Origin of the sequence: Mycobacterium sp. 1164985.4 (assembly GCF_001668575.1) — a bacterium.
GTDB lineage: Bacteria > Actinomycetota > Actinomycetes > Mycobacteriales > Mycobacteriaceae > Mycobacterium.
In genome coordinates this window covers 74,957-100,413 of record NZ_LZMD01000046.1, presented here as the reverse complement: position 1 = coordinate 100,413, position 25,457 = coordinate 74,957, and the positions used below count along the sequence as shown (strand labels likewise).

The window sequence follows — 25,457 nt, the reverse complement described above, 5'->3', positions numbered from 1 at the left end:
AAAGTCGGCGGAGCGACGCCGTGACCGGGGTGCCGGAATTCGGCGTCCTGGGTCCGCTCACGGTCAGCCGGGATGGCAACCGGCCGATAGATCTGGGCGGCCCTAAGCAGCGCGAACTGCTCGCCTTGCTGTTGCTCCATCCGAACCGGTGTCTTTCAGCGGACCGCATCGCAGACGCGATCTGGCGTGGCGCACCGCCTGCGAGCGCGGACGTCACACTGCGGGCTCACGTGTCGCGGCTCCGGTCTCGTCTGGCGGGCGTGGGCGTCCACGACGTCCCCGTCACTCAGAAGGCCGGTTATGGGGTCTTCTTGAGTCGGGGCCAGATCGACAGCGCCCGGTTCGAGGACCTGCTGGAAGAAGGGCAGGAGGCGCTGCGAACCGGAAACCCCGAACGGGCCGCTGGAGTGCTGCGCGAAGCGCTGAGCCTGTGGCGCGGCGGAGTGCTCGAGGATTTGGGTCAACCGGAGTTCGCCGCAGCCGAGACGGCGCGCCTTGAGGAGCTCCGGTTGGTAGCACTTGGTCACCGAATCGACGCCGATCTGGCGTTGGGCCGACACCATGCGCTGATCGCGGAGCTTGAAACTCTCTCTGCAGCAAATCCATTCAGAGAAAGGTTGCACGCCCAGCTCATGTTGGCGCTGTATCGGTCGGGCCGTCAGGCCGAGGCGCTGCGGGTGGGCGCGGAATTGCGCCGGCGACTCGACGCGGAACTCGGCGTCGACCCGAGCCCTGACCTGCGTGACCTCGAAACGGCTATCCTGCAACACGATTCCAAGCTTCAGCTGGCAGACGGCGACCGGAACCACGTCACGGTGTCGACCAAATACCGACCGCCCACGCCAGCGCGCCGACTAGTCGCGCGCGAACGACTGATCGAGAAGTTGCGCGGCAGCGGTGGACGCCGGTTGATCGTCGTCCACGGCCCCGCCGGCTTCGGTAAGACAACGCTGGCCGCGCAGTGGCGCACTATTCTTGCCGATGACGGCACAGCCGTCGCCTGGCTCACGATCGATGAGGACGACAACAACGTCGTCTGGTTCGTCACCGATCTCATCGAGGCCGTGCGCACGGTACGGCCCACACTCGCCCAACGACTGCGGCAAGTGCTGGAGGAGCGTGGCCCGACGGTGATTCGCCGGGTGCTGACCTCGTTCATTGACGAGATCGACGCCGGCGGCGCCTCCGTCGTCATCGTGATCGACGACTGGCATCGCATCACCGAGGCGGCCACGATCGACGCCCTGACTTACCTACTCGACCACTGCGGTCCGCACCTGCAGGTGATAGTTACCAGCCGGACCCGGTCGAATCTTCCGGTCAGCCGGATGCGGGCCCGCGACGAATTGATCGAAATCGACTCACAGGCCATGCGTTTCGATCCCTCGGAATCGCGCACCTTCCTGCTGGAGGTCTGCGAACTAGCCCTGAACGACACGCATGTGGCGAGCTTGGAACGAACTACCGACGGTTGGGTGGTCGGCCTCCAGCTCGCATCGCTGTCCTTGCGCGATTGTCAAGACCCCGGCACGGTGATCAGACGAATGTCCGGGCGTGATCACACCATTGGCGAGTACTTGGCCGAGAACGTGCTCGACTCCCTCGAACCCGAGTTACGCGATTTCCTCATGGCCACATCGATCACCGAACGCGTCAGTGGTGATCTGGCATCGACGCTCACCGGCACCGCTCAAGGACAGGCGCTGCTCGAGGACGCCGAGAACCGCGACCTGTTCCTGCGTCGTCTCGACCCCCAAGGGGAATGGTTCCGCTACCACCAATTGTTCGCCGAGTATCTGCATCGCCGGCTCGAGCGCGACCGCCCAGACCGGGTTGCACCCTTGCACGCCACCGCGTCCCGCTGGTTTGCCGAGCACGGGCTGTTGCGAGAAGCGGTGGACCACGCGATCGCGGCCGACGACGCCGAGCGTGCAGTCGAGCTGATCGAACTCTTCGGAGTGGACCTGATTCGCCAGGCCAAAGTGTCGACGTTCCGCGGGCTGGTGTCCAAGCTGCCGGCTCACATCATCGCGCACCGGCCGCGACTGCAGCTCGCCGTAGGCTGGGCCAGCGCGATGCTGCAGCAGCCCGTAGCAGCCCGGGCGGCACTGGAGGCTTTCGACAACGCCGTGTCGGCCGACGGCTTGCCGGACGCCGATCTTCGTGCAGCGCGTCTCGAGGCCGACGTGCTGCGCGCAATGCTCGATAGTTGGGCCGATCGCATCGCAGGAGTGGAAGACCTGCTGTCCGAATGCCTTTCGGAACCTGAGGCCGCACCGCCGTTTCTCGTCAGTGTCGCCGCGAATGTGGCCGCGTTCATGGCGCTCTGGCGGTTCGATTTCGACGCCGCGCGTGGCTGGCAGCAGTGGGCGATGCCCTACCAGGACAACGAAAATCCGTTTAGCCGGATCTATGGGCACTGCCTGGCCGGTATGGCGGCGCGCGAACAGCTCGACGACGTCGGTGCGGAACGCTGTTTTCGCGAGGCGCTTGCGCTGGCCGAAAGCTACGGGGGGATAAGCCATTCGGATGCGGAACTGCTCGCAGGTGCGCTTCTCGGCGAATTGCTGTTTGAACGGGGCGAAGTCGGTGAGGCCGAACGACTGCTCGATGACAGCTACGAGTTCGGGTCATCGGGCGGGACGGTCGAATTCCTGATTCTGCGGCACGTCGTGAGCGCGCGAGTCAAGGCCGCACGCGGTGACCTCGAGACGGCCGCGGTGCGCCTGAATGAAGGCGCGCGGGTCGCGGCGGCGCTGGCGCTGCCGCGGTTGCGCGCCCACGTCGATAACGAACTCACGCGCCTGGGGCTGCCGATCGTCGGCGGGCGACGAGCCGAACAGGACGATGCGTTGCCCCATGGTGGACTGGGCGAGGCGACGGCCCAGATCCGCGACGAGACCTTGATCCGGGGCTTGCTCGCCGAACACCCCGATGTTGCCTGTCAGCGGGCCCTTGAATGGGTGGAGCGGCTCGCTCCCCAGGGACGCCCGCGCGCATTCCTGCGCGCCAAGCGCGTGCTGGCCGAAGCGATGGCCGTGGCGAACAGATCCGCTGGAGCCGGGCAGCTCCCCGCCGCACCCGACCCGGCGTGAGCCGGGTCCCACAACGGCGCTGCAACGCGACTGCAACAGCGATTCGCGACGGTGATCCCGTCATCTCATCACTGCATTCGCGGGGGAATCAGCCGATGAGCAAGTGATCGACTGAAGGAGAACCGAAATGAAGAAGTATTCGTTGTGGGTGTTCGGCCCCGCCGCGATCGCCGTCGCGATCGGCGCGCTAGTCCCCACCGCGGTGTCCCAAGCCAAGGACGAGTGGGACATCGGTGCGTACGACACGTGCACGAAGGCCATACAGGACAGGATCAAGAGCAAGCAGATCGACGATAAGCAAGCTAGCGAGGAATTGAGATTCTGCTGCGACATGTCCGGCGGGGTCTGGTCGAGCGATGCGAACGGAGCCCACTGCGAGGCGCCGCCCGCCACGGCCCAGACCGCGCCGAAGAGCCCGGGTGAAGTGGTCCAGGCGCCGAGCGTGGGAACGGCTGATCCCGGCCAGAATCCCGAGCGCACCGGCGGTGGCACATTCGAGGTGGTACCGATCGGCCCCGGCGGTCCCGTCCTTTACACGCCGTAGCGGACCCGAACACGCTTGTGGCGCCGGCAATCGCCGGCGCCACAAGTCGCTCTTGGTTATGCGTCAGTCAGAGCCTGGGAGATCGGCGTCGGTGTCACCTCGACACCGCATTGGCTCGAGATCTCGGTGACCGGCTGGTTGATCGCCTTCAGCTCGGACTCAACCCGCGGGTTCTTCTCGAAATACGCGCGGAAGTCCTGCTTGGCCTGGTCCTGCGGCTTTGCTGCGATCTCGGTCAGCGCCTCATTCGCCTCGGGGTTCGAGGCGAGGTAAGTGCTGGTCGAGGCCGACACCGTGCTCGAGGTGTTGGCGATCGCGCTCACGCTGCAGGTGGTGTCCTGCGTCGGCGCGGGGCCAGGCTGGGCGTTCACGACCGGTGTGACGATCGCGGCGGACCCGAATGCGAGCAGACCGCCTGCAAACATGCCGTACAGGCCGCGTCGAACGGTCGTTGCGGACATCTTCATCGAATCACTCCTTCGGTCTGCGACCCGTTGGCCGCTCCCCGTTGCGTAACCGGCGTCGGGGGCGAGCTAAACAACCGCTGTACAGACGGCGTTTTGGGGCTAGGGCGGCGCCGGGGTGTTTAGCTTGCGCTGGCCAGGGCAAACGGGAGCACGGCCGGTGCGCCCACCGCTCTGAGCAGCCGGGACGCGATGGTCAGTGTCCATCCGGTGTCGGTCACGTCATCGACCAGCAACACGGGACCACCGGTCAGACCGGCTGGGTCGGGGGCGTCCCACGCGCGCTGTAGTGCGGCGACGCGATACGCCGAGTTCGCCGCGGTCACCGGCCTGCGCTCCGGCGTGTACCGCAAAACACCGAGATCGGCGAGACGGCCGAGACGGGCGAGCTCGCGGGCCAGCGAGGTGATCAACAGCGGATGTCTGTCAGAGTCCAGCGCCATCACGGCGGTCGGGCGGCTGTCCCAATCCCACGCCGCCAGCACCCGCACGGCCGCCTGCACGACGTCGTCGGGCACCTCCGCGTCCGGTTCGTCCAGCAGCCGGCGCAGCCGGGCACCCCAACCGAGATCGGTCAGCCGGCCGATGGCCCGGCCGGGTTCCGGACCGTCGGCGATCTTGCCCTTGAGATCCATCCCGAGGGCACCCAGCCCGGTCGGCCACTGCTTACGCGGCGTGATTTCGACGCCGGGCCGCATCAGCCGGGTTCGGGTGTCCTCAACGGCAGCGGCGTCGACGACGGGCTCGTAGCGCGCCCCCGCGCAGTTGTCGCAGCGACCGCAGCGTTCGCCCTCCGTGAGCTCGGGGTCGTCCAGCTGGGCGCGCAGAAACGCCATGCGGCAGCGGTCGGTCTCCTGATAATCGAGCATCGCCTGCTGCTCACGCCTACGCGCTTCGTCGAGCTTGCGATAGCGCACCTCGTCGTAAAGCCACTCCTGACCCGTTCCGACCCAGCCGCCCTTGACCCGGCGCACCGCACCGTCGACGTCGAGCACCTTGAGCACCATCTCCAGCCGCGTGCGATTCAGATCGACGAGCGGCTCCAAAGCGGCCGTCGATTGCGGGCGGTCCGGGTCCAGCGCTCGAATCACGTTGCGCACCATCGCTTCCGATGGGAACGCCACCGAAGAGAAGTAGCGCCAGACGTCTTGGTCCTCGCGGCCGGGCAGCAGGATCACCTCTGCGCTGGCCGTCGACCGGCCCGCGCGGCCGACCTGCTGGTAGTAGGCGATCGGCGATGAGGGTGCGCCGAGATGTACGACGAAACCCAGGTCGGGCTTGTCGAAACCCATGCCGAGTGCTGACGTGGCGATCAGGGCCTTCACCCGGTTGGCCAGCAGGTCGGCCTCGAGTTGTTCGCGTTCGGCGGCCTCGGTCGAACCCGTGTAGGCCGCGACCGGATGGTCCCGCTCACGCAGCAACGCGGCGATGTCGTGGGCCTGCGCGACGGTCAGCGTGTACACGATCCCGGAGCCGGGTAGCGAATCCAGATGTGCCGCAAGCCAAGCCGCGCGTTGCGCCGGGTTGCCGGCCTTAACCACCGACAGCCTCAGCGATTCGCGGTCCAGTCCGCCGCGCAGCACCAGGGTGTCGCCGCCGCCGACGCCCAGCTGCGCAGCGACGTCGTCGACCACACGGTCGTTGGCGGTCGCGGTCGTCGCGAGCACCGGGATGTCGGCGCCCAGTTCGGCGATCAGCGTGCGGATTCGGCGGTAATCGGGCCGAAAGTCGTGCCCCCAATCGGATACGCAGTGCGCCTCGTCCACCACCACCAATCCGGCGTCGTGCGCCAGCGCGGGCAGCACCGCATCGCGAAAGTCAGGATTGTTCAAGCGTTCCGGGCTCACAAGCAGCACGTCGAGTTCGCCGCTACGCACGCGTGCGTGGATGTCATCCCACTCGGCGACATTGCTGGAGTTGATGGTCGCGGCGTGCACACCGGCCCGGTCCGCGGCGACCACCTGATTTCGCATGAGTGCCAAGAGCGGTGAGACGATCACCGTCGGGCCGTGCCCGACGGTGCGCAGCAGTTTGGCGGCGATGAAGTAGACCGCGGACTTACCCCACCCGGTGCGCTGCACGACCAGTGCGCGCCGACGGTGTACCACCAACTCCTCGATCGCGGACCACTGGTCGTCGCGCAGTACGGCCTGCGGTCCGGCCAACTGTTCGAGTATCGACTGGGCGTCGTCGCGAGTCGTCATCCAATCAACGCCGAACGTGGGCTATTTGGCGGCGGCCGCCTCTTGTTCGCGCTTGATCTCCAGCGCGATGTCGATCAGCTGATCCTCCTGGCCGCCGATGAGCTTGCGCTGGCCCGCGCGGTGCAATAGCTGGTGCGCGGGCACGCCGTAGCGCTCGGACTGGCGGATCGCGTGCTTGAGGAAGCTCGAGTACACGCCCGAGTAGCCCATGATCAACGCGTTGCGGTCCAGCAGGCACTCGGCGGGCATCGCCGGTGCCACGACCTCTTCGGCCGCGTCGGCGATGTCGAAGAAGTCGATGCCGGTCTTGACGCCGATCTTGTCGAACACGCCGATCAGCGCCTCCACCGGCGCGTTGCCGGCGCCCGCGCCGAACCGCCGGCATGAGCCGTCGATCTGCTTGGCGCCCGCACGCACGGCCTCGATCGAGTTCGCGACGCCGAGCCCGAGGTTCTCGTGTCCGTGGAAGCCGACCTGCGCGTCGTCACCCAGCTCGGCCACCAGCGCCGCAACGCGGTCACGGACGCCCTCGAGTACCAGCGCACCCGCGGAGTCGACGACGTAGACGCACTGACAGCCGGCATCGGCCATGATCCGCGCCTGCTTCGCCAGCTTCTCCGGCGGAATCGTGTGGCTCATCATTAGGAAGCCGACGGTTTCCAGCCCGAGCTCGCGGGCCAGCCCGAAGTGCTGGATCGACACGTCGGCCTCGGTGCAGTGCGTCGCGACGCGGCAGATCGACCCGCCGTTGTTCTGCGCCTCCTTGATGTCCTCCTTGGTGCCGACGCCGGGCAGCATCAGGAAGGCGATCTTGGACTCCTTGGCCGTCTCGGCGGCCAGCTTGATCAGTTCCTGTTCCGGAGTCTTGGAGAAGCCGTAGTTGAAGCTCGACCCGCCGAGACCGTCGCCGTGGGTGACCTCGATGACCGGAACGCCGGCGGCGTCGAGTGCAGCGACGATCGCGTGCACTTCCTCCTTGGTGAACTGGTGACGTTTGTGGTGACTGCCGTCGCGCAGCGAGGTGTCCGTCATCCGGACGTCCCAGATGGGATTGAAGTAGATCTCGTCGGCTGCGCTGATGCGCGATCCGCTGCGCTTCTCACTGACGCTCATGCTTGGCCTCCCTTTGATGAGGCGAGGGATGCCCCAGCCTTTTCCTTGGCAATCTCCTCGCCCACCTTGGCCGCCGCCGCGGTCATGATGTCCAGATTTCCAGCGTAGGGCGGCAGGTAGTCGCCCGCACCCTCCACTTCGATGAACGTGGTGACGACGTGGTTGCCGCCGTTGACCACCGACGGTTCGTCGAACTGCGGGTCGTTGAGCAGCCGGTAACCGGGCACGTAGGTCTGCACCTCGGCGACGACGTCACGGATGGACTGGGTGATGGCTTCGTGGTCTGCGTCTTCGGGGATCGCGCAGAAGATGGTGTCGCGCATGATCATCGGCGGCTCGGCGGGATTGAGGATGATGATCGCCTTGCCCCGCTGGGCGCCGCCGATCACCTCGACGCCATTGCTCGTGGTCTTGGTGAACTCGTCGATGTTGGCGCGGGTCCCCGGACCCGCCGAGGCCGACGACACCGATGCGACGATCTCGGCGTAGGGCACCTCCACCGCGCGGCTGACCGCGTACACGATCGGGATGGTCGCCTGCCCGCCGCAGGTGACCATGTTGACGTTGGGCGCGTCGAGGTGCTCACGCAGGTTGGCCGGCGGGATCACGCCGGGACCGACGGCCGCGGGCGTCAGGTCGATCGCGCGGATGCCGGCCTCGGCGTACTTCGGCGCCGCGTCACGGTGCACGTAGGCGCTGGTGGCCTCGAAGACCATGTCTGGCTTCTCGCTCTGCGCCAGCAGCCAGTCGACACCTTCGTGCGAGGTCTCCAACCCGAGCTTGCGGGCGCGGGCCAGCCCCTCGCTCTCGGGGTCGATGCCGATCATCCACCGCGGCTCCAACCACTCCGAGCGCAGCAGTTTGTACAGCAGATCGGTGCTGATGTTGCCCGATCCGACGATTGCGACGCTTGTCTTAGGCATAACGCTCCTATTCGAAACTCAGGTGTACCGAGCCCAGCCCGGCGAAGTCTGCGACGTAATCGGCGCCGGGGGTGGCGTCGAACGCCTTGGTGCACGAGCCGGGCAACACGATGTCACCCGCTTTGAGTCGGACACCGAAACTGTCGACCTTGCGCGCCAGCCACGCCACCGCGGTCACCGGATTACCCAGCACCGCGTCGCTGCGGCCCTTCGCCACCACCTCGCCATTGCGCGTCAGCACGGCGTCGATCGCGGTGATGTCGATGTCCTTCGGCGACACCCGGTTCTCGCCGAGCACCCAGCCCGCCGAGGATGCGTTGTCGGCGATGGTGTCGCAGAGTTTGATCTTCCAATCCGTGATTCGGGTGTCGATCAACTCGATCGCGGGCGCGAACGCGGCCGTCGCCGCCAGAACGTCGTCCTCCGTGCATCCGGCGCCGGGCAGATCATCGGCGAGGATGAATCCAACCTCCACCTCGACGCGGGGATAGAGGTAGTCGGCGGACTTGACCGGGGTGTCCTCGTGGACGCCCATGTCGTCGAGCAGGTGCCCGTAATCGGGTTCGTCGACGTTCATCATCTGCTGCATGGCTTTCGACGAGAGCCCGACCTTGTGGCCGATGACCTTGGCGCCTTCCGCGACGCGCTGCCGGATGTTGATCAGCTGGATCTCGTAGGCATCGACCACGTCGATGTCGGGATGCCCATCGGTGAGCGGCGGGATGGGAACCTTACTGCGCTCGGCCTGGGCGAGATCGGCGGCGAGCTTCTGCCGCAACTGATCACTGAGCATCCTTATGAAGTCCCCTTGTCCTGTTGACCGGCGCGGTTGTGGGTCGGCCGGGCAATTCTATAACGTGTTCTACATGACTGGTCAGGAGTACGACGTCGTGGTGGTGGGCAGCGGCGCAGCCGGTATGGTCGCCGCGCTGACCGCGGCCCACCAGGGACTTTCCACAGTAGTCGTCGAGAAGGCTCCGCACTACGGTGGTTCCACTGCGCGGTCAGGCGGTGGCGTGTGGATCCCGAACAACGAGGTCCTCGAGCGCGCCGGCGTCAAAGACACTCCCGAAGCCGCCCGTACCTACCTGCACAACATCATCGGCGACGTTGTGCCCGCCGAGAAGATCGACACCTATCTCGACCGCGGGCCCGAGATGCTGTCCTTCGTGCTCGAGCATTCACCGCTCAAGCTGTGCTGGGTGCCGGGTTATTCCGATTACTACCCCGAGACGCCGGGCGGCAAGCCGACGGGACGCTCGGTGGAGCCCAAGCCGTTCGACGCGAAGAAGCTCGGGGCCGATCTCCCGGGCCTGGAGCCGCCCTACGGCAAGGTCCCATTGAACGTCGTTGTCATGCAGCAGGATTACGTGCGACTCAACCAGCTCAAACGCCACCCACGCGGCGTGCTGCGCAGCCTGAAGGTGGGCGCGCGCACGATGTGGGCCAAGGCGACCGGCAAGAACCTGGTCGGCATGGGCCGCGCGCTGATCGCGCCGTTGCGCATCGGGCTCCGCGATGCGGGAGTTCCTGTGCGGCTGAACACGGCGCTGACCGATCTCTACGTCGAAGACGGTGTCGTCCGCGGGATATACGTACGCGACACCAGCGCACCGGAATCCGGTGAGCCGGAGCTGATCCGGGCCCGGCGCGGCGTGATCCTCGGCTCGGGCGGGTTCGAGCACAACGAGCAGATGCGGGTGAAGTACCAGCGCGCGCCGATCACCACCGAGTGGACGGTGGGTGCCAAGGCCAACACCGGCGACGGCATCATCGCCGCCGAGAAGCTCGGCGCCACACTCGATGTCATGGAGGACGCCTGGTGGGGTCCGACCGTACCGCTGGTCGGTGCGCCGTGGTTCGCACTGTCGGAGCGCAACTCGCCGGGTTCGATCATCGTCAACATGGCGGGCAAGCGGTTCATGAACGAGTCCATGCCCTACGTCGAGGCCTGCCATCACATGTACGGCGGCCAATACGGGCAGGGCCCGGGTCCCGGCGAGAACATTCCCGCCTGGCTGGTGTTCGATCAGCAGTACCGCGACCGCTACATCTTCGCCGGATTGCAACCCGGACAGCGGATTCCGAAGAAGTGGCTGGAGTCGGGCGTGATCGTCACGGCCGCCACGCTGGAGGAACTGGCCGAGAAGACCGGCCTGCCGGTGGATGCGTTCAAGGCCACGGTCGAGCGCTTCAACGGCTTCGCGCGCTCCGGCGTCGACGAAGACTTCAAGCGTGGTGAGAGCGCCTACGACCGGTACTACGGCGATCCGACCAACAAGCCCAATCCCAACCTCGGCGAGATCAGCCACCCGCCGTACTACGCGGCCAAGATGGTGCCCGGCGATCTGGGCACCAAGGGCGGCGTCGTCACCGACGTGTACGGTCGCGCCCTGCGCGACGATGGTTCGGTGATCGAGGGCCTTTATGCCGCGGGAAATGTCAGTGCGCCGGTCATGGGGCACACCTACCCCGGGCCGGGCGGGACCATCGGCCCGGCGATGACCTTCGGTTATCTTGCAGCACGACACATCGCCGGAAAGAGTTAACGCATGCCCATCAACCTCGACGAGGCGCTCGGCGCCGAACTCCCCGCCGCCGAGTTCTCCTGGACCAGCAGCGATATCCAGCTCTACCACCTCGGGCTGGGCGCTGGTGCCGACCCGATGGACAAGCGCGAGCTGCGGTACCTGACCGACGAAACCCCGCAGGTGCTACCGACATTCGGCAACGTCGCGCAGAGCTTCCACATGACCGAGCCGCCGACGGTGAAGTTCCCCGGCATCGACATTGAGCTCTCGAAGGTGCTGCACGCCAGCGAAGCGGTGTCGGTACCGGGACCGATCCCGCCGGCGGGCACCGGAATCGCCGTCACGCGGTTCACCGATATCTGGGACAAGGGCAAGGCCGCGGTCATCTGGTCGGAGACCACGGTGACGTCGCCCGACGGCACGCCGTTGTGGACCCAGAAGCGCTCGATATTCGCGCGCGGTGAAGGCGGTTTCGGTGGTGAGCGGGGGCCGTCTTCCTCCGCCTCGGACCACACACGGCGCGCGCCGGACTTCGAGATCGCGATTCCCACGTCGCCCCAGCAGGCGCTGCTGTACCGGATGTGCGGCGACCGAAATCCGCTGCACTCCGACCCCGACTTCGCTGCGGCGGCGGGATTTCCGCGTCCGATCCTGCACGGGTTGTGCACATACGGCATGACGTGCAAGGCGATGGTCGACACCCTGCTCGACGGCGATACCGCGCGGGTGGGCAGCTACGGTGCCCGCTTCGCCGGCGTGGTGTTCCCCGGAGAGACGCTCAAGGCCAGCGTATGGAAGGAAGGCGACGGCTTCGTCGCCACCGTGACCGCACCCGAGCGTGATGACGCGGTGGCGCTCGCCGGCGTGGAGTTGATACCCGCCTAGCCGCCGCATTCACGCGTGTGCCCCAGGTGCAGCACCTTTTGCACCAGGGTGGAGACAATTTTTCCGATTAGGTTGCCGTGGTGCCGATGCGTAATTAAGACGTTTGCCGGCATGGTGGAAACGGGGCTAAATACGGTGCTATTGCCCTTTCGTGGACGAAAGCAGTATTGCTGCCGTCGATTAGTTTGAGTCGTATTACCAACTGCTCCAACCGAAGCGGATTACACAAACAATTCACAGCCTGATAGTTTTCTGCGGTGACCATCCCAATTGTCGGACGAGTCAGGAGCACATCATGAAGATCACCAAGATCAGCAGCATGTTAGCAGCAACCGCGACGGCGGGATTCATTGCAGCACCAATTGTTTCCGCCCAGCCCGAGCCCGAGGCGACGCCCACAGGGCCGACTGTGCAGACCCAGGCGCTCGGCAGCCAGGGCAAGCTGGTGGACGGCGCCGTGGTCCAGGGTTGGACTATCACCAACCTCAAGCCCAGCAGTGACGTCATCCCCTACCCCGTGCGCGGCACGCTGTGGGAAGCCACCGCAACGGATCAAGCCCTCCAGGGGTCGGCGACGCCGATCGTGTCGAACCTGAACGCCCGGACCGCCGACGGTCAGGCGTACCGCGCGTTGTTCGAGGTGGCCACTGCGCAGGGCGTGAACCCCTCGACCTTGGCCCAGGGCCAGGAGACGTCGGGCAAGGTGTACTTCGACGTGACCGGCGCCTCCCCCGACAGCGTGGTCTACAACGCCGGCGGACAGGACCTGCTGGTGTGGACCCAGTCGGCATCCAACTCCAGCACGTCCTCGCCGTCGACCTCATACGGCACGGACAACACGCCGGCCGCTGCCGAAGCCGCGGTCACCGAGGCCCCTGAGGGCACGACCGCCGCTCCCGCCGCAACGAGCACCGAGGCGCCGGAGGGCACCCAGGCCACGCCGCTCGCCGAGGGCAGCCAGGGCACACCACTTCCGGAGGGAAGCCAGGGCACCCCGGTCGAGCCGGCTGAAGGCACCCCGGCGCAGCAGCCCGCGCAGGGCACCCCGGCGCAGCAGCCCGCGCAGGGCGCGCCTGCCCCGGCCGGCACCAGCGAGGGTGCGCCACAACCTGCCGGCAGCCAGGGCACCCCGTTGCCCGCCGGTGATCAGGTGCAGACCCCGACCACCTACACCCCGGTGCCGACCCCGTAACCGGATTTTCTAAGAAGTCACACGGTCAGCGTCGTCACGAGTGCGATGACCACCACGCGTAAAGCTGTGGAAAGGTCGGGCCTGTCGGCCCAGCTCGGACGGCGCTGACCGTCTTCTTTTCCTCATCGGTCCAGACCACGGTCGGTTGACCGTTCAGAAATCCGCAGTAGAGCTGTCCGCTGACCCTGTCCGGAGTAGCGTTGCGCCGCCATGGCCCCGGTGACTGGATCTTGCCCGGGCAGTCGACACGCACCGAAGCCCCGATCGTGTCGTTGAATGCCTTCTCCAGTGACGCCCGGTCGGCGACGAGACGAAACGTCGCCGATCCCGGGCCGTCGGGATCGACGTTCTTGCCGCAATTCACCTGTGACAGAACGCCTTCAGGCGCCGGCGTCGTTTCGCACACACCGTTGGGGTAGCCCTTCGGCAGCTGTCGCAGCAGCCGCTCGTCGTCTTCGGCACTGGTTGTCGTCGTCGCTGTGGCCACAGGTGCGCTGGCCGTCGTTGGTTCCGTGGAAGTCGCCCGTTGGGCATCGTCCCGGGACGGCCGCGCCAACCAGAGGATCAGACCCGCGAGGACGGCGACGATGCCGATGACCGCGGCGACGATGGCCACCGTCTTCACCGGTGATCTCGGCTGTACCTGGCGCGGAGTCACCGTCAGCGGTGCATCGAACCGACGTTGCCATTCGGCCTCGGCGGGGTAAGGGTCCTCCGACTCAGGTGGGGTCGATGAACTCATCCACTGAAGCGTAGTAGGCGGAATTGACCCGGACGGGGGTCGTCAGCCGAGGATCAGCCCGGACGTGGGAACACCCGTGCCCGCGGTGACCAGAACGTGCTCGACGTCCGGCACCGGATTGACCGACGTCCCGCGCAGTTGGCGTACACCCTCGGCGATTCCGTTCATGCCGTGGATGTACGCCTCGCCCAGCTGCCCACCGTGGGTGTTGACAGGCAACCGGCCGCCGACCTCGATGGCGCCGTCCTTGATGAAGTCCTTGGCGTCACCCTTGTCGCAGAATCCGAGTTCTTCCAATTGGATCAGCGTGAACGGCGTGAAGTGGTCGTAGAGGATCGCGGTCTGGATGTCTTCGGGCTTCAATCCTGACTGTTCCCACAACTGCCGCCCGACGAGACCCATCTCGGGCAGTCCCAGCTCCGGTCGGTAGTAGCTCGTCATCGAGTACTGGTCCGGGCTGGAGCCCTGCGAGGCCGCCTCGATGATCGCCGGGCGGTGCTTGAGGTCCTTGGCTCGCTCGGCGGAAGTGACGACCAACGCCACGCCGCCATCGGTCTCCTGGCAGCAGTCCAGTAGCCGCAACGGCTCGGCGATCCACCGCGAATTCTGGTGATCCTCGATGGTGATGGGCTTCTCGTAGAAGTAGGCCTTGGGGTTCTTCGCGGCGTGTTTGCGGTCCGCGACTGAGATCATGCCGAAATCTCGGCTGGTCGCGCCGGATTGGTGCATATACCGCCGGGCGATCATCGCAACCTGAGCGGCGGGAGTGGACAAACCGTGCGGATAGGAGAAGGAGTTGTCGACGCCGGTCGAGTCGGCGTTCTCGACCAGCCGCATCTGCACCTGGCCGAACCGCACACCAGATCTCTCGTTGAACGCCCGGTATGCCACAACGCAATCCGCGACACCGGTCGCTACGGCGATCGCCGCCTGCTGAATGGTCGCGCAGGCCGCGCCGCCTCCATGGTGGATTTTCGAGAAGAACTTCAACTCTCCGATGCCCGTAGCCCGCGCAATTGCGACCTCGGTGTTGGAGTCCATCGTGAAGGTGACCATGCCGTCGACATCTGCGGGCGTCAGACCCGCATCGTCGAGCGCATCCAGCACCGCTTCGGACGCGAGCCGAAGTTCGCTGCGGCCGGAGTTCTTCGAGAAGTCGGTGGCGCCGATGCCGACGATCGCCGCCTTTCCGGACAGTGCACCCCTACTCATGCTCGGCTGCCCGTCGTTCCGGTCCTCGTCCCCTGCCCTTCGGGCGTGGCCCCACGTTCCTCACTGCGATCCTCACTCCCGGTCGCCTTCGCGGCATCAGGCATTCCCTCCGATAACGAGTGTGGCAGAGGCGATCACGTGGTCGCCGAGGCTGTTGCTGCCCACGATCTTCAGCGTGATCAGCCCGTCATCCACGGCGGTGACCTCACCGGAGAACGTCACCGTGTCGTAGGCGTACCAGGGCACGCCCAAGCGCAGCGAGATCGACTTGATGATCGCGGTCGGTCCGGCCCAGTCGGTGATATAGCGCTGCACCAGGCCGGTGTCGGTGAGGATGTTGACGAAGATGTCCTTCGAGCCCTTGGCCTGCGCCTTGTCCCTGTCGTGATGGACGTCCTGATAGTCGCGGGTGGCGATGGCCGTCGACACGATGAAGGTCGGGTCGCCGTAGAGGGCGAGTTCGGGCAGTTTAGTTCCTACCTGGACGACGGGTGCGCTCATGCCGCGGCCTCCTCTGCGGGTTCCCACGCGTAGAGCGTCCACGCCGGGCCGGAGTCTCCCTCGGGAAAGTCGATATACGTTGCGCGGACCGGCATCCCGATCTTCACCGCGGCCGGGTCGACGTTGCGGAGCTGTCCGAGCATACGTACGCCTTCTTCGAGCTCGACGAGCGCGATGACGAACGGCAGAGTCCGGCCGGGCACCTTCGGCGCGTGGTGCACCACAAAGCTGAAGACGGTGCCCTTACCGCTGGCGACGACGTAATCCGTGGGCTGGTCCTTGTCCTGCCAGAGCGCCGGTACCGGAGGATGCACCAGCGTGCCGTCGCCACGCTTCTGAATGCGCAACTCGTGGGCGTTGACGCCGTCCCAGAAGAACTTGGTGTCGCGCGAGGATGCCGGCCGCATCATCATGTTCGCGTCCAGATCATCGGGAACCGCAGCGCCGGCGTCCTGCTCCGCAGGCTTGAACTTCATGATGCGCCACATCATCTCGGCGACCGGCTCTTCTACGTCGTCACCGACTGTCCACGTGATCTTCTGCGTGATGAAGAAACCCTCGCCGAGCGCGGTGTTCTTCGGACCCACGACGTCGGTCAGCTCCGCGGTGACGCTGACTTCTTCGCCCGCACGGAGATACCGGTGGTAGGTCTGCTCGCAGTTGGTCGCCACCACACCGATGTAGCCGGCCTCGTCGAACAGGTCGATGATCTTGCCGAGCGGGTCGTCGTCGGGGCGCACCCCGCCGAGGCCCATCATCGTCCACACCTGAATCATCGCCGGTGGCGCGACGGCGCCGGGATGTCCTGCGGCGCGCGCGGCGTCGTCGTCGACGTAGATGGGATTATTGTCGCCCATCGCGTCGAGCCAGTGGTCGATCATCGGCTGGTTGACAGGGTGCCGGCCGACCCGCGGCTTGCTCTTACCCTCCGCTTTGACCCGTTCGGCGGCGGCCTTGATGTCCTCGGCTGCGCTCACCGCGGAACTCTCGGAACCTTCAGACCCGCGGCCGCGATCATCTCCCGCATCACCTCGTTGACACCTCCACCGAACGTGATCACCAGATTTCGTTTGGTCTGCGAATCAAGCCATTCCAGCAACTCGGCGGTCTCGGGTTCGGCCGGGTCACCGTACTTGCCCACGATCTCCTCGGCGAGGCGCCCGGCATACTGGATCCGCTCGGTGCCGAACACCTTGGTGGCGGCGGCGTCGGCGACGTCGATGGTCTCGCCCGCCGCGGCGACCTGCCAGTTGAGCAGTTCGTTGATCCGCCACATCGCCTTCAATTCGCCGAGCGATCGCTTGACGTCGTCGTGGTCAAGCGGAATATCGCCGTTGCCACCGGGTTTCGACGCCCACGCGTGCACGTGGTCGTACAGGCTGGCGAACCGGCCGGCGGGCCCCAACATCACGCGCTCGTTGTTCAACTGAGTGGTGATCAGCTTCCACCCACCGTTTTCTTCGCCGACGAGCATGTCCGCGGGAACCCGGACGTCGTTGTAGTACGTCGCGTTGGTGTGGTGGGCTCCATCGGACAGGATCATCGGCGTCCACGAGTATCCGGGATCCTTGGTGTCGACGATGAGGATCGAAATGCCCTTGTGCTTCACCGCTTCCGGGTCCGTGCGGCACGCCAGCCAGATGTAATCCGCATCGTGCCCGCCGGTGGTGAACACCTTCTGCCCGTTGATGATGTACTCGTCGCCCTGGCGAACCGCGGTGGTGCGCAGCGACGCCAGGTCGGTGCCTGCCTCTGGCTCGGTATAGCCGATCGCGAAGTGGACCTCACCGGCGAGTATCGCAGGAAGGAACTTCTTCTTCTGCTCCTCGGTGCCGTACTGCTGCAGCGTCGGACCGACCGTCTGCAGCGTGACGGCGGGCAGCGGCACATCCGCCCGCTGTGCCTCGTTGACGAAGATCGACTGCTCGATCGGCCCGAAACCGAGGCCCCCGAACTCCTTCGGCCAGCCGACGCCAAGCTTCCCGTCCGAGCCCATCCGCTTGATGACCGCGCGATACGCCTTGCCGTGGCGGTCTTTTTCCATCTCCTTGGCCTCTTCGGGCGAGATGAGATTGGAGAAGTACTCGCGCAGTTCGGCCTGCAGCTGCTTCTGTTCGGGCGTCAGATCGATGAACATTGTGCTCCCACCAAGTCGAGCCGGTGTGACGGACCGCCGACCAGGCGGGCGAGGTCCTTGATCGAGGAGTAGTAGCGGTCCATCGGATAGGTGATGTCCATACCCATGCCGCCGTGCATGTGATGGCAGAGCTGCATCACCGGGGGCGCCTGCGAGGCGAGCCAGTAGCCGAGGATGTCGATGTCGTCGTCGGCGTCCCGGCCCTCCGCGAGTCGCCAGGTCACCGAGTTCGACGCCAATGTCAGCGTGCGCGAGGCGATGTAGACCTCGGCCAGCTGTGCGGCGACGGTCTGGAACGTCGAAAGCGGCTTGCCGAACTGCTCCCGGTTGGCCACGTAGTCGGCGGTGAGCCGCAGTGCTCCCGCGACCAGGCCGGCCGCGAAGGCGCCGATGGCGGCAAGGGCCAGCTGGTTGACGCGGCGGGCCTGCACACCGTCGAGCGTGCCGTCGACGGCGACGTCGGTGAACGTCACCGAGTACTCGTCACCGTGGTTGGAGGTCGGCGACTTGGTGACCACCACGCCGCTCGCTTTCGGTGAGACCACAGCGACAGCGCTGTCGGCCGTGACGACGAGCCAATCCGCTTGTTCCGCATAAGGAACAGCGACCTTTGTTCCGTTGAGCCGACCGTCGGTGAACGTCACCGCGGGCCGATCGGGCAGTGGCGCCCCTGGCTCATTGAGCGCGGCCGAGAGGACCGTGCCCTTCGCGACCCCAGCCAGATAACGGTCCTGCTGCTCGTCAGTAGCCGCCTCGAGCAGCGGCAGCAGCCCCAAACCGAGGGTGGCCAACGCGGGGCTGACCGTCCCGTGCCTGCCGATCTCGGTGAGGGCCGTCGCCACCTCTGGGAGCCCGACGCCGTCACCGCCGAGACGTTCTGGAACGGCCAGCGCCGTCACACCACCGGAAACCAGTGCGTCCCAGCTGTTGTCGCGGGTCAGCACCGAGGTCACCACATCGGCGACAGCCTGCTGCCCTTCGTCTGGACTGAAGTCCACCCGAATCCTCCTTGATACCGGGAATTTTCGCAGTCGCTACAACTTACGTCGTCAGCTGTGAGCCACCGGGCACTTTCCGGTGTAATCCACCTGCCAGTGCTTGATGCCGTTGAGCCAGCCCGACTTGAGCCGCTCGGGCTCGCCGATCGGTTTGAGCTCGGGCATGTGGTCGGCGACGGCGTTGAAGATCAGGTTGATCGTCATCTTCGCGAGGTTCGCACCGATGCAGTAGTGGGCGCCGGTACCACCGAACCCGACGTGGGGATTCGGGTTGCGCGTGATGTCGAACTGGTGCGGATTCTCGAAGACCTCTTCGTCGAAGTTGGCTGAGCGGTAGGACATCACCACTCGCTGGCCCTTCTTGATCTTCACGCCGCCCAGTTCGACGTCCTCCAGAGCGGTGCGCTGAAACGCCGACACCGGCGTGGCCCAGCGGACGATCTCATCGGCGGCGGTCTCGGGACGCTCCTTCTTGTACAGCTCCCACTGGTCGGGGTTCTGCGAGAACGCGATCATGCCGTGCGTGATCGAGTTACGCGTGGTCTCATTGCCGGCCACCGCGAGCATCACCACGAAGAAGCCGAACTCGTCATCGGAGAGCTTCTCCCCGTCGATGTCGGCTTCGATCAGCTTGGTGACGATGTCCTCGGTCGGGTTCTTGGCGCGGTCGGCCGCCATCGCCATCGCGTAAGTGATCAGTTCGACCGAGGATTGCGCGGGGTCGATGTGCGCGTACTCGGGATCCTCCCCGGCGGTCATCTCGTTCGACCAGCGGAAGATCTTGTCCCGGTCGTCCTGCGGGACGCCGAGCAGTTCCGCGATGGCCTGCAGCGGCAGTTCGCATGACACCTGCTCGACGAAGTCGCCGGATCCTTCGGCCGCGGCGGTTTCGGCGATCTTCTGGGCACGGGAGCGCAGTTCGTCCTCGAGTCGGCCGACGGCGCGGGGGGTGAAACCACGCGAGATGATCTTGCGCAGTCGGGTGTGCTGCGGCGCGTCCATGTTCAGCAGCACGGCCTTCTGCACGTCGATGGCGTCACGCGTCATGTCCTGGGGCCAAACCGGGATTGCGCCGTCGGGTGAGCTGCCGAAGACCTCGTTGCGCTTCGAGACCTCCTTGACGTCCGCGTGCTTGGTCACCAACCAGTAACCCTTGTCGCCGAAGCCGCCCGTGCCGCCTGGCACGTCGACCCAGTGGATCGGCTCGGACTTGCGCAACTCGGCGAGTTCCTCGACGGGCAGGCGCTCGAGGTTCAGGCTCGCGTCGAGGAAGTCGAAGTCGGCCGGGATATTCGGGCAAGGCATGGGGGAAGCTCCTCCGCAACAGTTATTGCAACATGTTCTAGTCTCAGTAAAACATGCCTTCTGCGCAGATAAAAGGCAGGTCATCAACGCCGCTTGTCAGAGTAATGAAACGTGTTCTAGCCTGACGGAATGGGTAACCCTGTCATCGTTGAAGCCACCCGTAGCCCCATCGGAAAGCGCAACGGCTGGCTGTCCGGCCTGCATGCCACCGAGCTGCTCGGCGCCACCCAGAAGGCTCTCGTCGAGAAGGCCGGGATCGACGCGGGAGACGTCGAACAGGTCATCGGAGGCTGCGTCACACAGTACGGCGAGCAGTCGAACAACATCACCCGGGTGAGCTGGCTGGTGGCCGGGCTGCCCGAGCATGTCGGAGCGGTGACCGTCGACTGCCAGTGCGGCAGCGGCCAGCAGGCCAATGGGCTGGTCGCCGGCCTGATCGCGGCGGGTGCCATCGACATCGGCATCGCCTGCGGTATCGAGGCCATGAGCCGCGTCGGCCTGGGCGCGAACGCCGGCCCCGATCGCGGCATCCTGCGGCCGTCGTCGTGGGACATCGACCTGCCCGACCAGTTCACCGCCGCGGAACGGATAGCCAAGCGGCGCGGGATCACCCGCGAGGAGATCGACCGGTTCGGCTTCGAGTCACAGCTCAAGGCCAAGCAGGCGTGGGCCGAGGGCCGGTTCGACCGCGAGATCAGCGGCATCGAGGCGCCCGTGCTCGATGAGCAGAAGCAGCCGACCAGTGAGCGCCACGTCGTGACGCGCGATCAGGGCCTGCGCGACACCACCCTCGAGGGTTTGGCGGCGCTCAAGCCGGTGCTCGAGGACGGCATCCACACCGCGGGCACTTCGTCGCAGATCTCGGACGGCGCGGCCGCGGTGCTGTGGATGGACAGCGATGTGGCCAAGGCCCACGGATTGCGGCCGCGGGCCCGCATCGTGAGCCAGGCACTGGTCGGCGCCGAGCCCTACTACCACCTCGACGGGCCGGTTCAGTCGACGGCGAAGGTGCTGGAAAAGGCCGGCATGAAGATGGGCGACATCGACATCGTCGAGATCAACGAGGCCTTCGCGTCGGTCGTGCTGTCGTGGGCGCGGGTGCACGAACCCGACATGGACCGCGTCAACGTCAACGGCGGCGCGATCGCGCTCGGACACCCGGTCGGTAGCACCGGCAGCCGCCTCATCACGACCGCCCTGCACGAGCTGGAGCGCACGGACAAGAGCACCGCGCTGATCACGATGTGCGCCGGCGGTGCGCTGTCCACCGGCACGATCATCGAACGCATCTAGTCGCGCGTCTGCCCGAAATCGTCGGGCGCAGAGGCACGTTGTGCGCAATCAGTCGCGCAACAGTGCCGGCCGCACCCGCGCGTGAATGTGGTGGATCTTTCCGTCGTGCGACGGAATGAGGAACGTCTCCTCGGTGCGGGCGCCGACGCGGCGCCCGGCGATTCTCGGCTTGGTGACGACTGTGAACGTGGCGTGCACCTCGTCGCCGTCGACGGTGAATTCACGATCGACGATCGCCGAGATGATCCGGAACTGTGGTCCGCGATTCAGGCTGCGCCGCAGATGCGCACCGGAAAAGCCCGTCTTGAGGCCGTTTTCGATCCTGACGCAGTCCGGTGCGAAGGGGACGTCGTCGGCCCGATGGCTGACCAGCGCGTCGATATAGGATTCCGCAGCCGCGATGCGATCGGTGTCAGAGACTGTGCCCATTGACCGAGCATAGGATGATCGCCATGCCAAAGTCGCGACCCCTGTTCATGGACACCAAGGCTTCGGACCACTTCATCAAGTGGATGTCGAAGATCAACACCTTTTTGTACCGCCGCAACAACGGTGAAGGTTTCGGCGGCGAATTCCAGGGCATCCCGGTGGCCCTGCTGACGACCACCGGACGCAAGTCCGGCCAACCGCGAGTGAGCCCGCTCTACTTCCACCGCGACGGCGACAAGGTGATCGTCGCCGCGTCGAAGGGAGGCAGCGACAAGCACCCGATGTGGTACCTCAACATCAAGGCCGATCCGCGGGTCGAGGTGCAGATCAAGAGCGAGGTGCTCGACTTGGTCGCCCGCGATGCCACCGAGGAGGAGCGCGCGAAGTACTGGCCGCGACTGGTCGAGATGTACCCGACCTACGAGGATTACCAGTCCTGGACCGACCGCCGAATCCCATTGGTGGTCTGCGAACCCTGACCAGACGGCAGGCTGTGTGACCGACCGTTGACGACAGGCTCGTCTCCGATAGGCCGTTTACTTCGCGCTGTCGGAATGCGTGTCGTTCGACTTCGCGTCGTTCGACGCACTCGGCTTCGCGCCGGTCAAGCGGCTCGTCACTCTGTTGACCGTGTCGTTGACCCTGTCGGCAAAGTCGTTCAGGCCGTTGCGACCGATTGCCGACGAACCGTTCGACGACGCGCGATCCGCCCCCGGCAACTTCGGCGAGAACTTGTTCGGGCCACTGCGCTGAACCGTGCTTCCTGACACGGACGGGCTGGTTGGCGTCGACCGAGATTGCGACGCGACAACCAGAAGTTGGTCGGCTTCATCTAGGGTATTGGTCGCCAAGTTGCCTGTCTTCCTGCCGCTTTCGACCGTTGTGGGCGTGCCCTCGTCCCGCCCGTCCAGGGTGGATACCTGCACTCCACTCAACGCGGTGAGCGACGAGCCTGGCTGCATCGGCCGCGTCACCGTCGGATCTTTCGGTATGGCGGGATGGTCGGGCAAGCCTTTGCCGTCGTTGTAGCCGGCGTTGACCAGTTGGGTCACCGTCGGATCGATTGCGTCGGCCACGATGTCCCCACCTGGGAGCAGCCGCAGCGGACGGGTCAGCGGCAGGTCCTCCGACTCGACGGTGACGTACGTGGTTCTACTACCCGGCAGCTTTGTCTTGTTGAGGATATTGCCTTGTGAATCAACGACGTAAGCGTAGTGCTCCCCGGGGTTGGAATCGCTCTCCTGTGCGTCCTTCATCACCTCGTCCGGAATCACGGTGTTCGATTGCGCGCCATAGCCATACAGATACGCGGCGAGGCTGTTCCCGACAGCGAACGGATTCAGCGGGTCGACCGGAGCACTTGAGTTGATGTTGTACTCGTATGCGACATCAAGCGCAGGAACCTCGAGATCTTTTGGCGTGGGTTCCGCCGATGTCGCCAACAGTGGAGCGAATGGAGCGTAGGTCGTCCAGAAGCCGCCGCCGGCCCGGTTGGCGTTGTTGTCGAGGATGACGAAGGCGACGTTTGACTTCTCCGGCTTCGTCATCTGGCTGAGCGCGGTGCCAGTCTGCCCCGCACCCCATCCGGACGACACAACGCCCGTTTTCGTCGGGTCGGTTCTGTGTTCGATGATGGCGTTCTTGATCCCCTGCGGGCCCAAGAAGAAGGGCACGACATGCTGCTCGCCGTACTTCGTCGTCCAGTCAGTGCCGTAGTACGTCGTGCCGGCGAAGATCTGCGATGTCGAGTTGGCCGGCGTGACCAACGCGACCAGCTCGACTGCGGGCGCGACGGCCGTCGTAGTACCGGTCATCAACGCCGTCGACACTGAGGTCACTCCTACCGCGGCGGCCGCCAGACCTCCGGGTCCCAGCACCCGCGCGACGACCGCCGACGCGCGTGAAGATCTGCGATGTTTCGCGGCCACGCGAACCTCCCCCACTCAGACCCACACGGGTGGGCGCATGTCCAAATTCCCCAGACGGGCAAATCTAACACCACTTCAAGATCGAGACCACCCGTCTTCGCGGGGCTACCGCGACCACGCTGGTCGACTGGGCCGTTTGGAGTCAAATCCGCCCCGGGCGGATCGACAGCCGCTTGTCATCTCAGCAACGTGCCGCTACTGCAGCTCTACTCCAGCGGTGTGAACCGGCAGCGCTCAGGCGCCGTAGACCGCCACCGGCGGGCGCGCCTTGGCGAGCAGATCGGCGACGACCGGACCCAGTTCGGCGGGATCCCACCGCGCACCCTTGTCGGCCTGAGGTCCGTGCGCCCACCCTTCGGCCACCCGGACGATGCCTCCCTCGACCTCGAACATGCGCCCGGTGACGTCCTTGGACTCGGCGCTGCCCAACCAGACCACAAGCGGCGAGATGTTATCCGGCGCCATCGCGTCGAAGTCCTGATCCTGGGTGGCCATCATGTCGGCGAACACCGTCTCGGTCATGCGGGTCCGAGCCGAGGGCGCGATCGCGTTGACCGTGACGCCGTAGCGGCCCATCTCCGCGGACGCCACCAGGGTCAGGGCCGCAATGCCCGCTTTGGCGGCGCTGTAATTCGCCTGTCCCACACTGCCTTGCAGGCCGGCGCCCGAGCTCGTGTTGATGATCCTGGCGTCAACCGGGTTGCCTGCCTTGGACTGAGCGCGCCAGTACGCCGCCGCGTGCCGCATGGTGGCGAAGTGACCCTTGAGGTGCACGGCGATGACGGCGTCGAACTCGTCTTCGCTGGTGTTGGCGAACATCCGGTCGCGGACGATGCCTGCGTTGTTCACCAGAACGTCGAGTCCGCCGAACGTGTCGACCGCGGCCTGGACCAGGCCCTCGGCTTGCGCCCAGTCGGCGACGTTGGCGCCATTGGCGACGGCTTCCCCACCGGCAGCGGTGATTTCGTCGACCACGCTCTGCGCGGCACTACCGCCGCTCGCCGGTGATCCGTCGAGGCCCACGCCGATGTCGTTGACCACCACGCGGGCACCCTCGGCGGCGAACGCGAGTGCGTGTGCGCGACCGATGCCGCCGCCGGACCCCGTCACGATCACCACGCGACCGTCGAGCAATCCCATATTTGTTGTCTCCTTGCCTTTTTGAGCGCTATTTGATGTCTGCAGTGGTGGTCGCCAGGTAGTGCGGCGGCTCGCCGCCTCCGTGCACCTCCAGCGATGCGCCGCTGATGTAGCACGCGGCGTCGGAAGCGAGGAACGCCGCGGCCCACCCCACGTCGGCCGGTTTGGCGAGCCGGCCGAGGGGCACGTTGCGAGAGATCGCCGCGATGGAATCCGCGTCGCCGTAGAAGAGTTCGGACTGTTCGGTCTCGACCATCCCGACCACCACCGAGTTGACCCTGACCTTCGGCGCCCACTCGACCGCCAAGGTAGAGGTCAGGCTCTCCACGCCGGCTTTGGCCGCACCGTAGGGTGCGGTGCCCGGCGTGGGACGGCGTCCGCTCACACTCGCGATGTTGACTATCGACCCGCCTTGCTCCTGCTTCTGCATGAACGCGTTGGCGTGAGTGGAAACCGAAAGCGGTCCAAAAAGATTGAGCTCCACGATCTTGCGGCTGAACTTCGCCGACGACTCGGCGGCCAGAACGTAGGGGGACCCGCCCGCGTTGTTCACCACGATGTCGAGGCGACCGTGGCGCTCGGCGATGGTCTCGACCATCGACGCGACGGCGTCGTCATCACGGACATCGCACGGAAGAAACTCATACGGCAGCCCCTCGACGGGCCGTCGGGCGCACGTTACGACCGTGGCGCCCTGATCGGCGAAGACGGCGCTGATACCGGCACCGACTCCGCGCACGCCGCCGGTCACCAGCACCACCCTGCCTCCGAGGCCGAGGTTTATGTCTCGCAGGTCGGTCACTGTGCTAGCGTACCAAGCA

At 65.8% G+C, this 25,457-nt stretch carries 23 protein-coding genes; 7 read left to right on the top strand and 16 right to left on the bottom strand.

What is annotated here, in order from left to right; translation table 11 throughout:
* Nucleotides 1-20 precede the first annotated feature (20 nt).
* Together A5650_RS06815 and A5650_RS06810 are read left to right on the top strand one after the other, a co-directional pair.
* Entirely contained in the window at nucleotides 21-3,095 is a 3,075-nt protein-coding gene (locus tag A5650_RS06815; RefSeq protein WP_067287915.1) for an AfsR/SARP family transcriptional regulator, read from the top strand.
* A gap of 127 nt (nucleotides 3,096-3,222) precedes the next feature.
* Entirely contained in the window at nucleotides 3,223-3,639 is a 417-nt protein-coding gene (locus tag A5650_RS06810) for a hypothetical protein (RefSeq protein WP_067287913.1), read from the top strand.
* Between the two features lie 56 nt (nucleotides 3,640-3,695).
* On the opposite strand, the gene A5650_RS06805 is transcribed toward A5650_RS06810, so the two are convergent.
* The 5 genes from A5650_RS06805 to A5650_RS06785 form a co-directional block, all read right to left on the bottom strand.
* A complete protein-coding gene (locus A5650_RS06805; RefSeq protein WP_067287906.1) occupies nucleotides 3,696-4,106 on the bottom strand; it encodes a hemophore-related protein in 411 nt (136 codons plus the stop codon).
* A 119-nt stretch (nucleotides 4,107-4,225) separates the two neighbouring features.
* Nucleotides 4,226-6,307 carry a RecQ family ATP-dependent DNA helicase gene (locus tag A5650_RS06800; RefSeq protein WP_067287903.1) on the bottom strand — a complete coding sequence of 694 codons (2,082 nt, stop codon included), beginning with the start codon at nucleotides 6,305-6,307 and terminating at the stop codon, nucleotides 4,226-4,228.
* A 21-nt stretch (nucleotides 6,308-6,328) separates the two neighbouring features.
* On the bottom strand, nucleotides 6,329-7,339 hold the full coding sequence (gene dmpG / locus A5650_RS06795) for a 4-hydroxy-2-oxovalerate aldolase (protein ID WP_197501812.1): 1,011 nt from the start codon (nucleotides 7,337-7,339) through the stop codon (nucleotides 6,329-6,331).
* A 77-nt stretch (nucleotides 7,340-7,416) separates the two neighbouring features.
* A complete protein-coding gene (locus A5650_RS06790; protein WP_067287899.1) occupies nucleotides 7,417-8,343 on the bottom strand; it encodes an acetaldehyde dehydrogenase (acetylating) in 927 nt (308 codons plus the stop codon).
* A 7-nt stretch (nucleotides 8,344-8,350) separates the two neighbouring features.
* Nucleotides 8,351-9,136 (bottom strand): 2-keto-4-pentenoate hydratase, encoded by a 786-nt coding sequence (locus A5650_RS06785; RefSeq protein ID WP_067287898.1) that lies wholly within the window; start codon nucleotides 9,134-9,136, stop codon nucleotides 8,351-8,353.
* Nucleotides 9,137-9,209: 73 nt separating this feature from the next.
* On the opposite strand from A5650_RS06785, the gene kstD reads away from it, so the two are divergent.
* The 3 genes from kstD (at nucleotide 9,210) to A5650_RS06770 (ending at nucleotide 12,951) form a co-directional block, all read left to right on the top strand.
* Complete coding sequence (gene kstD, locus A5650_RS06780) at nucleotides 9,210-10,892, top strand: 3-oxosteroid 1-dehydrogenase (RefSeq protein ID WP_067288464.1); 1,683 nt, start codon at nucleotides 9,210-9,212, stop codon at nucleotides 10,890-10,892.
* 3 nt (nucleotides 10,893-10,895) lie between these two features.
* Nucleotides 10,896-11,759: an enoyl-CoA hydratase ChsH3 gene (gene chsH3, locus A5650_RS06775; protein WP_067287895.1), complete on the top strand. Its 864-nt coding sequence runs from the start codon at nucleotides 10,896-10,898 to the stop codon at nucleotides 11,757-11,759.
* A gap of 295 nt (nucleotides 11,760-12,054) precedes the next feature.
* Nucleotides 12,055-12,951 (top strand): MPT63 family protein, encoded by an 897-nt coding sequence (locus tag A5650_RS06770; RefSeq protein WP_067287891.1) that lies wholly within the window; start codon nucleotides 12,055-12,057, stop codon nucleotides 12,949-12,951.
* 34 nt (nucleotides 12,952-12,985) lie between these two features.
* Here the strand turns inward: A5650_RS06770 and A5650_RS06765 are convergent, their stop codons facing one another.
* The 7 genes from A5650_RS06765 to A5650_RS06735 all read right to left on the bottom strand — a co-directional run bounded on the left by A5650_RS06765 (nucleotide 12,986) and on the right by A5650_RS06735 (nucleotide 19,846).
* Nucleotides 12,986-13,693, bottom strand: coding sequence for a hypothetical protein (locus tag A5650_RS06765; RefSeq protein ID WP_156744030.1), 708 nt, complete (start codon nucleotides 13,691-13,693; stop codon nucleotides 12,986-12,988).
* 42 nt (nucleotides 13,694-13,735) lie between these two features.
* A complete protein-coding gene (ltp2, locus tag A5650_RS06760) occupies nucleotides 13,736-14,905 on the bottom strand; it encodes a 17-hydroxy-3-oxo-4-pregnene-20-carboxyl-CoA lyase (protein WP_067287886.1) in 1,170 nt (389 codons plus the stop codon).
* 96 nt (nucleotides 14,906-15,001) lie between these two features.
* Nucleotides 15,002-15,406 carry a MaoC family dehydratase gene (locus A5650_RS06755; RefSeq protein WP_067287884.1) on the bottom strand — a complete coding sequence of 135 codons (405 nt, stop codon included), beginning with the start codon at nucleotides 15,404-15,406 and terminating at the stop codon, nucleotides 15,002-15,004.
* The gene (locus A5650_RS06750) at nucleotides 15,403-16,383 is read right to left on the bottom strand and encodes a bifunctional MaoC family dehydratase N-terminal/OB-fold nucleic acid binding domain-containing protein (RefSeq protein WP_067287882.1); all 981 of its coding nucleotides are present in this window, start codon (nucleotides 16,381-16,383) and stop codon (nucleotides 15,403-15,405) included. The genes A5650_RS06755 and A5650_RS06750 overlap by 4 nt, the downstream gene beginning before the upstream one ends.
* Nucleotides 16,380-17,543, bottom strand: coding sequence for an acyl-CoA dehydrogenase FadE29 (fadE29, locus tag A5650_RS06745; protein ID WP_067287879.1), 1,164 nt, complete (start codon nucleotides 17,541-17,543; stop codon nucleotides 16,380-16,382). The genes A5650_RS06750 and fadE29 overlap by 4 nt, the downstream gene beginning before the upstream one ends.
* Nucleotides 17,528-18,541: an acyl-CoA dehydrogenase family protein gene (locus A5650_RS06740; RefSeq protein WP_067287877.1), complete on the bottom strand. Its 1,014-nt coding sequence runs from the start codon at nucleotides 18,539-18,541 to the stop codon at nucleotides 17,528-17,530. Before A5650_RS06740 ends, fadE29 begins: the two co-directional genes overlap by 16 nt.
* Nucleotides 18,542-18,592: 51 nt before the next feature.
* Entirely contained in the window at nucleotides 18,593-19,846 is a 1,254-nt protein-coding gene (locus tag A5650_RS06735) for a cytochrome P450 (RefSeq protein ID WP_067287876.1), read from the bottom strand.
* Nucleotides 19,847-19,975: 129 nt separating this feature from the next.
* Between A5650_RS06735 and A5650_RS06730 the strand changes: the two genes are divergently transcribed.
* Entirely contained in the window at nucleotides 19,976-21,139 is a 1,164-nt protein-coding gene (locus A5650_RS06730; RefSeq protein ID WP_067287875.1) for a steroid 3-ketoacyl-CoA thiolase, read from the top strand.
* Between the two features lie 48 nt (nucleotides 21,140-21,187).
* Here A5650_RS06730 and A5650_RS06725 read toward each other — a convergent pair whose 3' ends face one another.
* Nucleotides 21,188-21,568 carry a DUF8021 domain-containing protein gene (locus A5650_RS06725; RefSeq protein WP_067287873.1) on the bottom strand — a complete coding sequence of 127 codons (381 nt, stop codon included), beginning with the start codon at nucleotides 21,566-21,568 and terminating at the stop codon, nucleotides 21,188-21,190.
* 23 nt (nucleotides 21,569-21,591) lie between these two features.
* Here A5650_RS06725 and A5650_RS06720 point away from each other — a divergent pair, with 23 nt between their 5' ends.
* Nucleotides 21,592-22,047, top strand: coding sequence for a nitroreductase family deazaflavin-dependent oxidoreductase (locus A5650_RS06720; RefSeq protein WP_067288462.1), 456 nt, complete (start codon nucleotides 21,592-21,594; stop codon nucleotides 22,045-22,047).
* 57 nt (nucleotides 22,048-22,104) lie between these two features.
* Here A5650_RS06720 and A5650_RS06715 read toward each other — a convergent pair whose 3' ends face one another.
* The 3 genes from A5650_RS06715 to A5650_RS06705 all read right to left on the bottom strand — a co-directional run bounded on the left by A5650_RS06715 (nucleotide 22,105) and on the right by A5650_RS06705 (nucleotide 25,438).
* A complete protein-coding gene (locus A5650_RS06715) occupies nucleotides 22,105-23,397 on the bottom strand; it encodes a PE-PPE domain-containing protein (protein ID WP_231992556.1) in 1,293 nt (430 codons plus the stop codon).
* Nucleotides 23,398-23,730: 333 nt separating this feature from the next.
* Nucleotides 23,731-24,636, bottom strand: a complete 906-nt coding sequence (locus tag A5650_RS06710) for an SDR family oxidoreductase (RefSeq protein ID WP_067287869.1) — start codon at nucleotides 24,634-24,636, stop codon at nucleotides 23,731-23,733.
* A gap of 28 nt (nucleotides 24,637-24,664) precedes the next feature.
* Nucleotides 24,665-25,438, bottom strand: a complete 774-nt coding sequence (locus A5650_RS06705; protein WP_082950636.1) for an SDR family oxidoreductase — start codon at nucleotides 25,436-25,438, stop codon at nucleotides 24,665-24,667.
* Nucleotides 25,439-25,457: the final 19 nt, after the last annotated feature.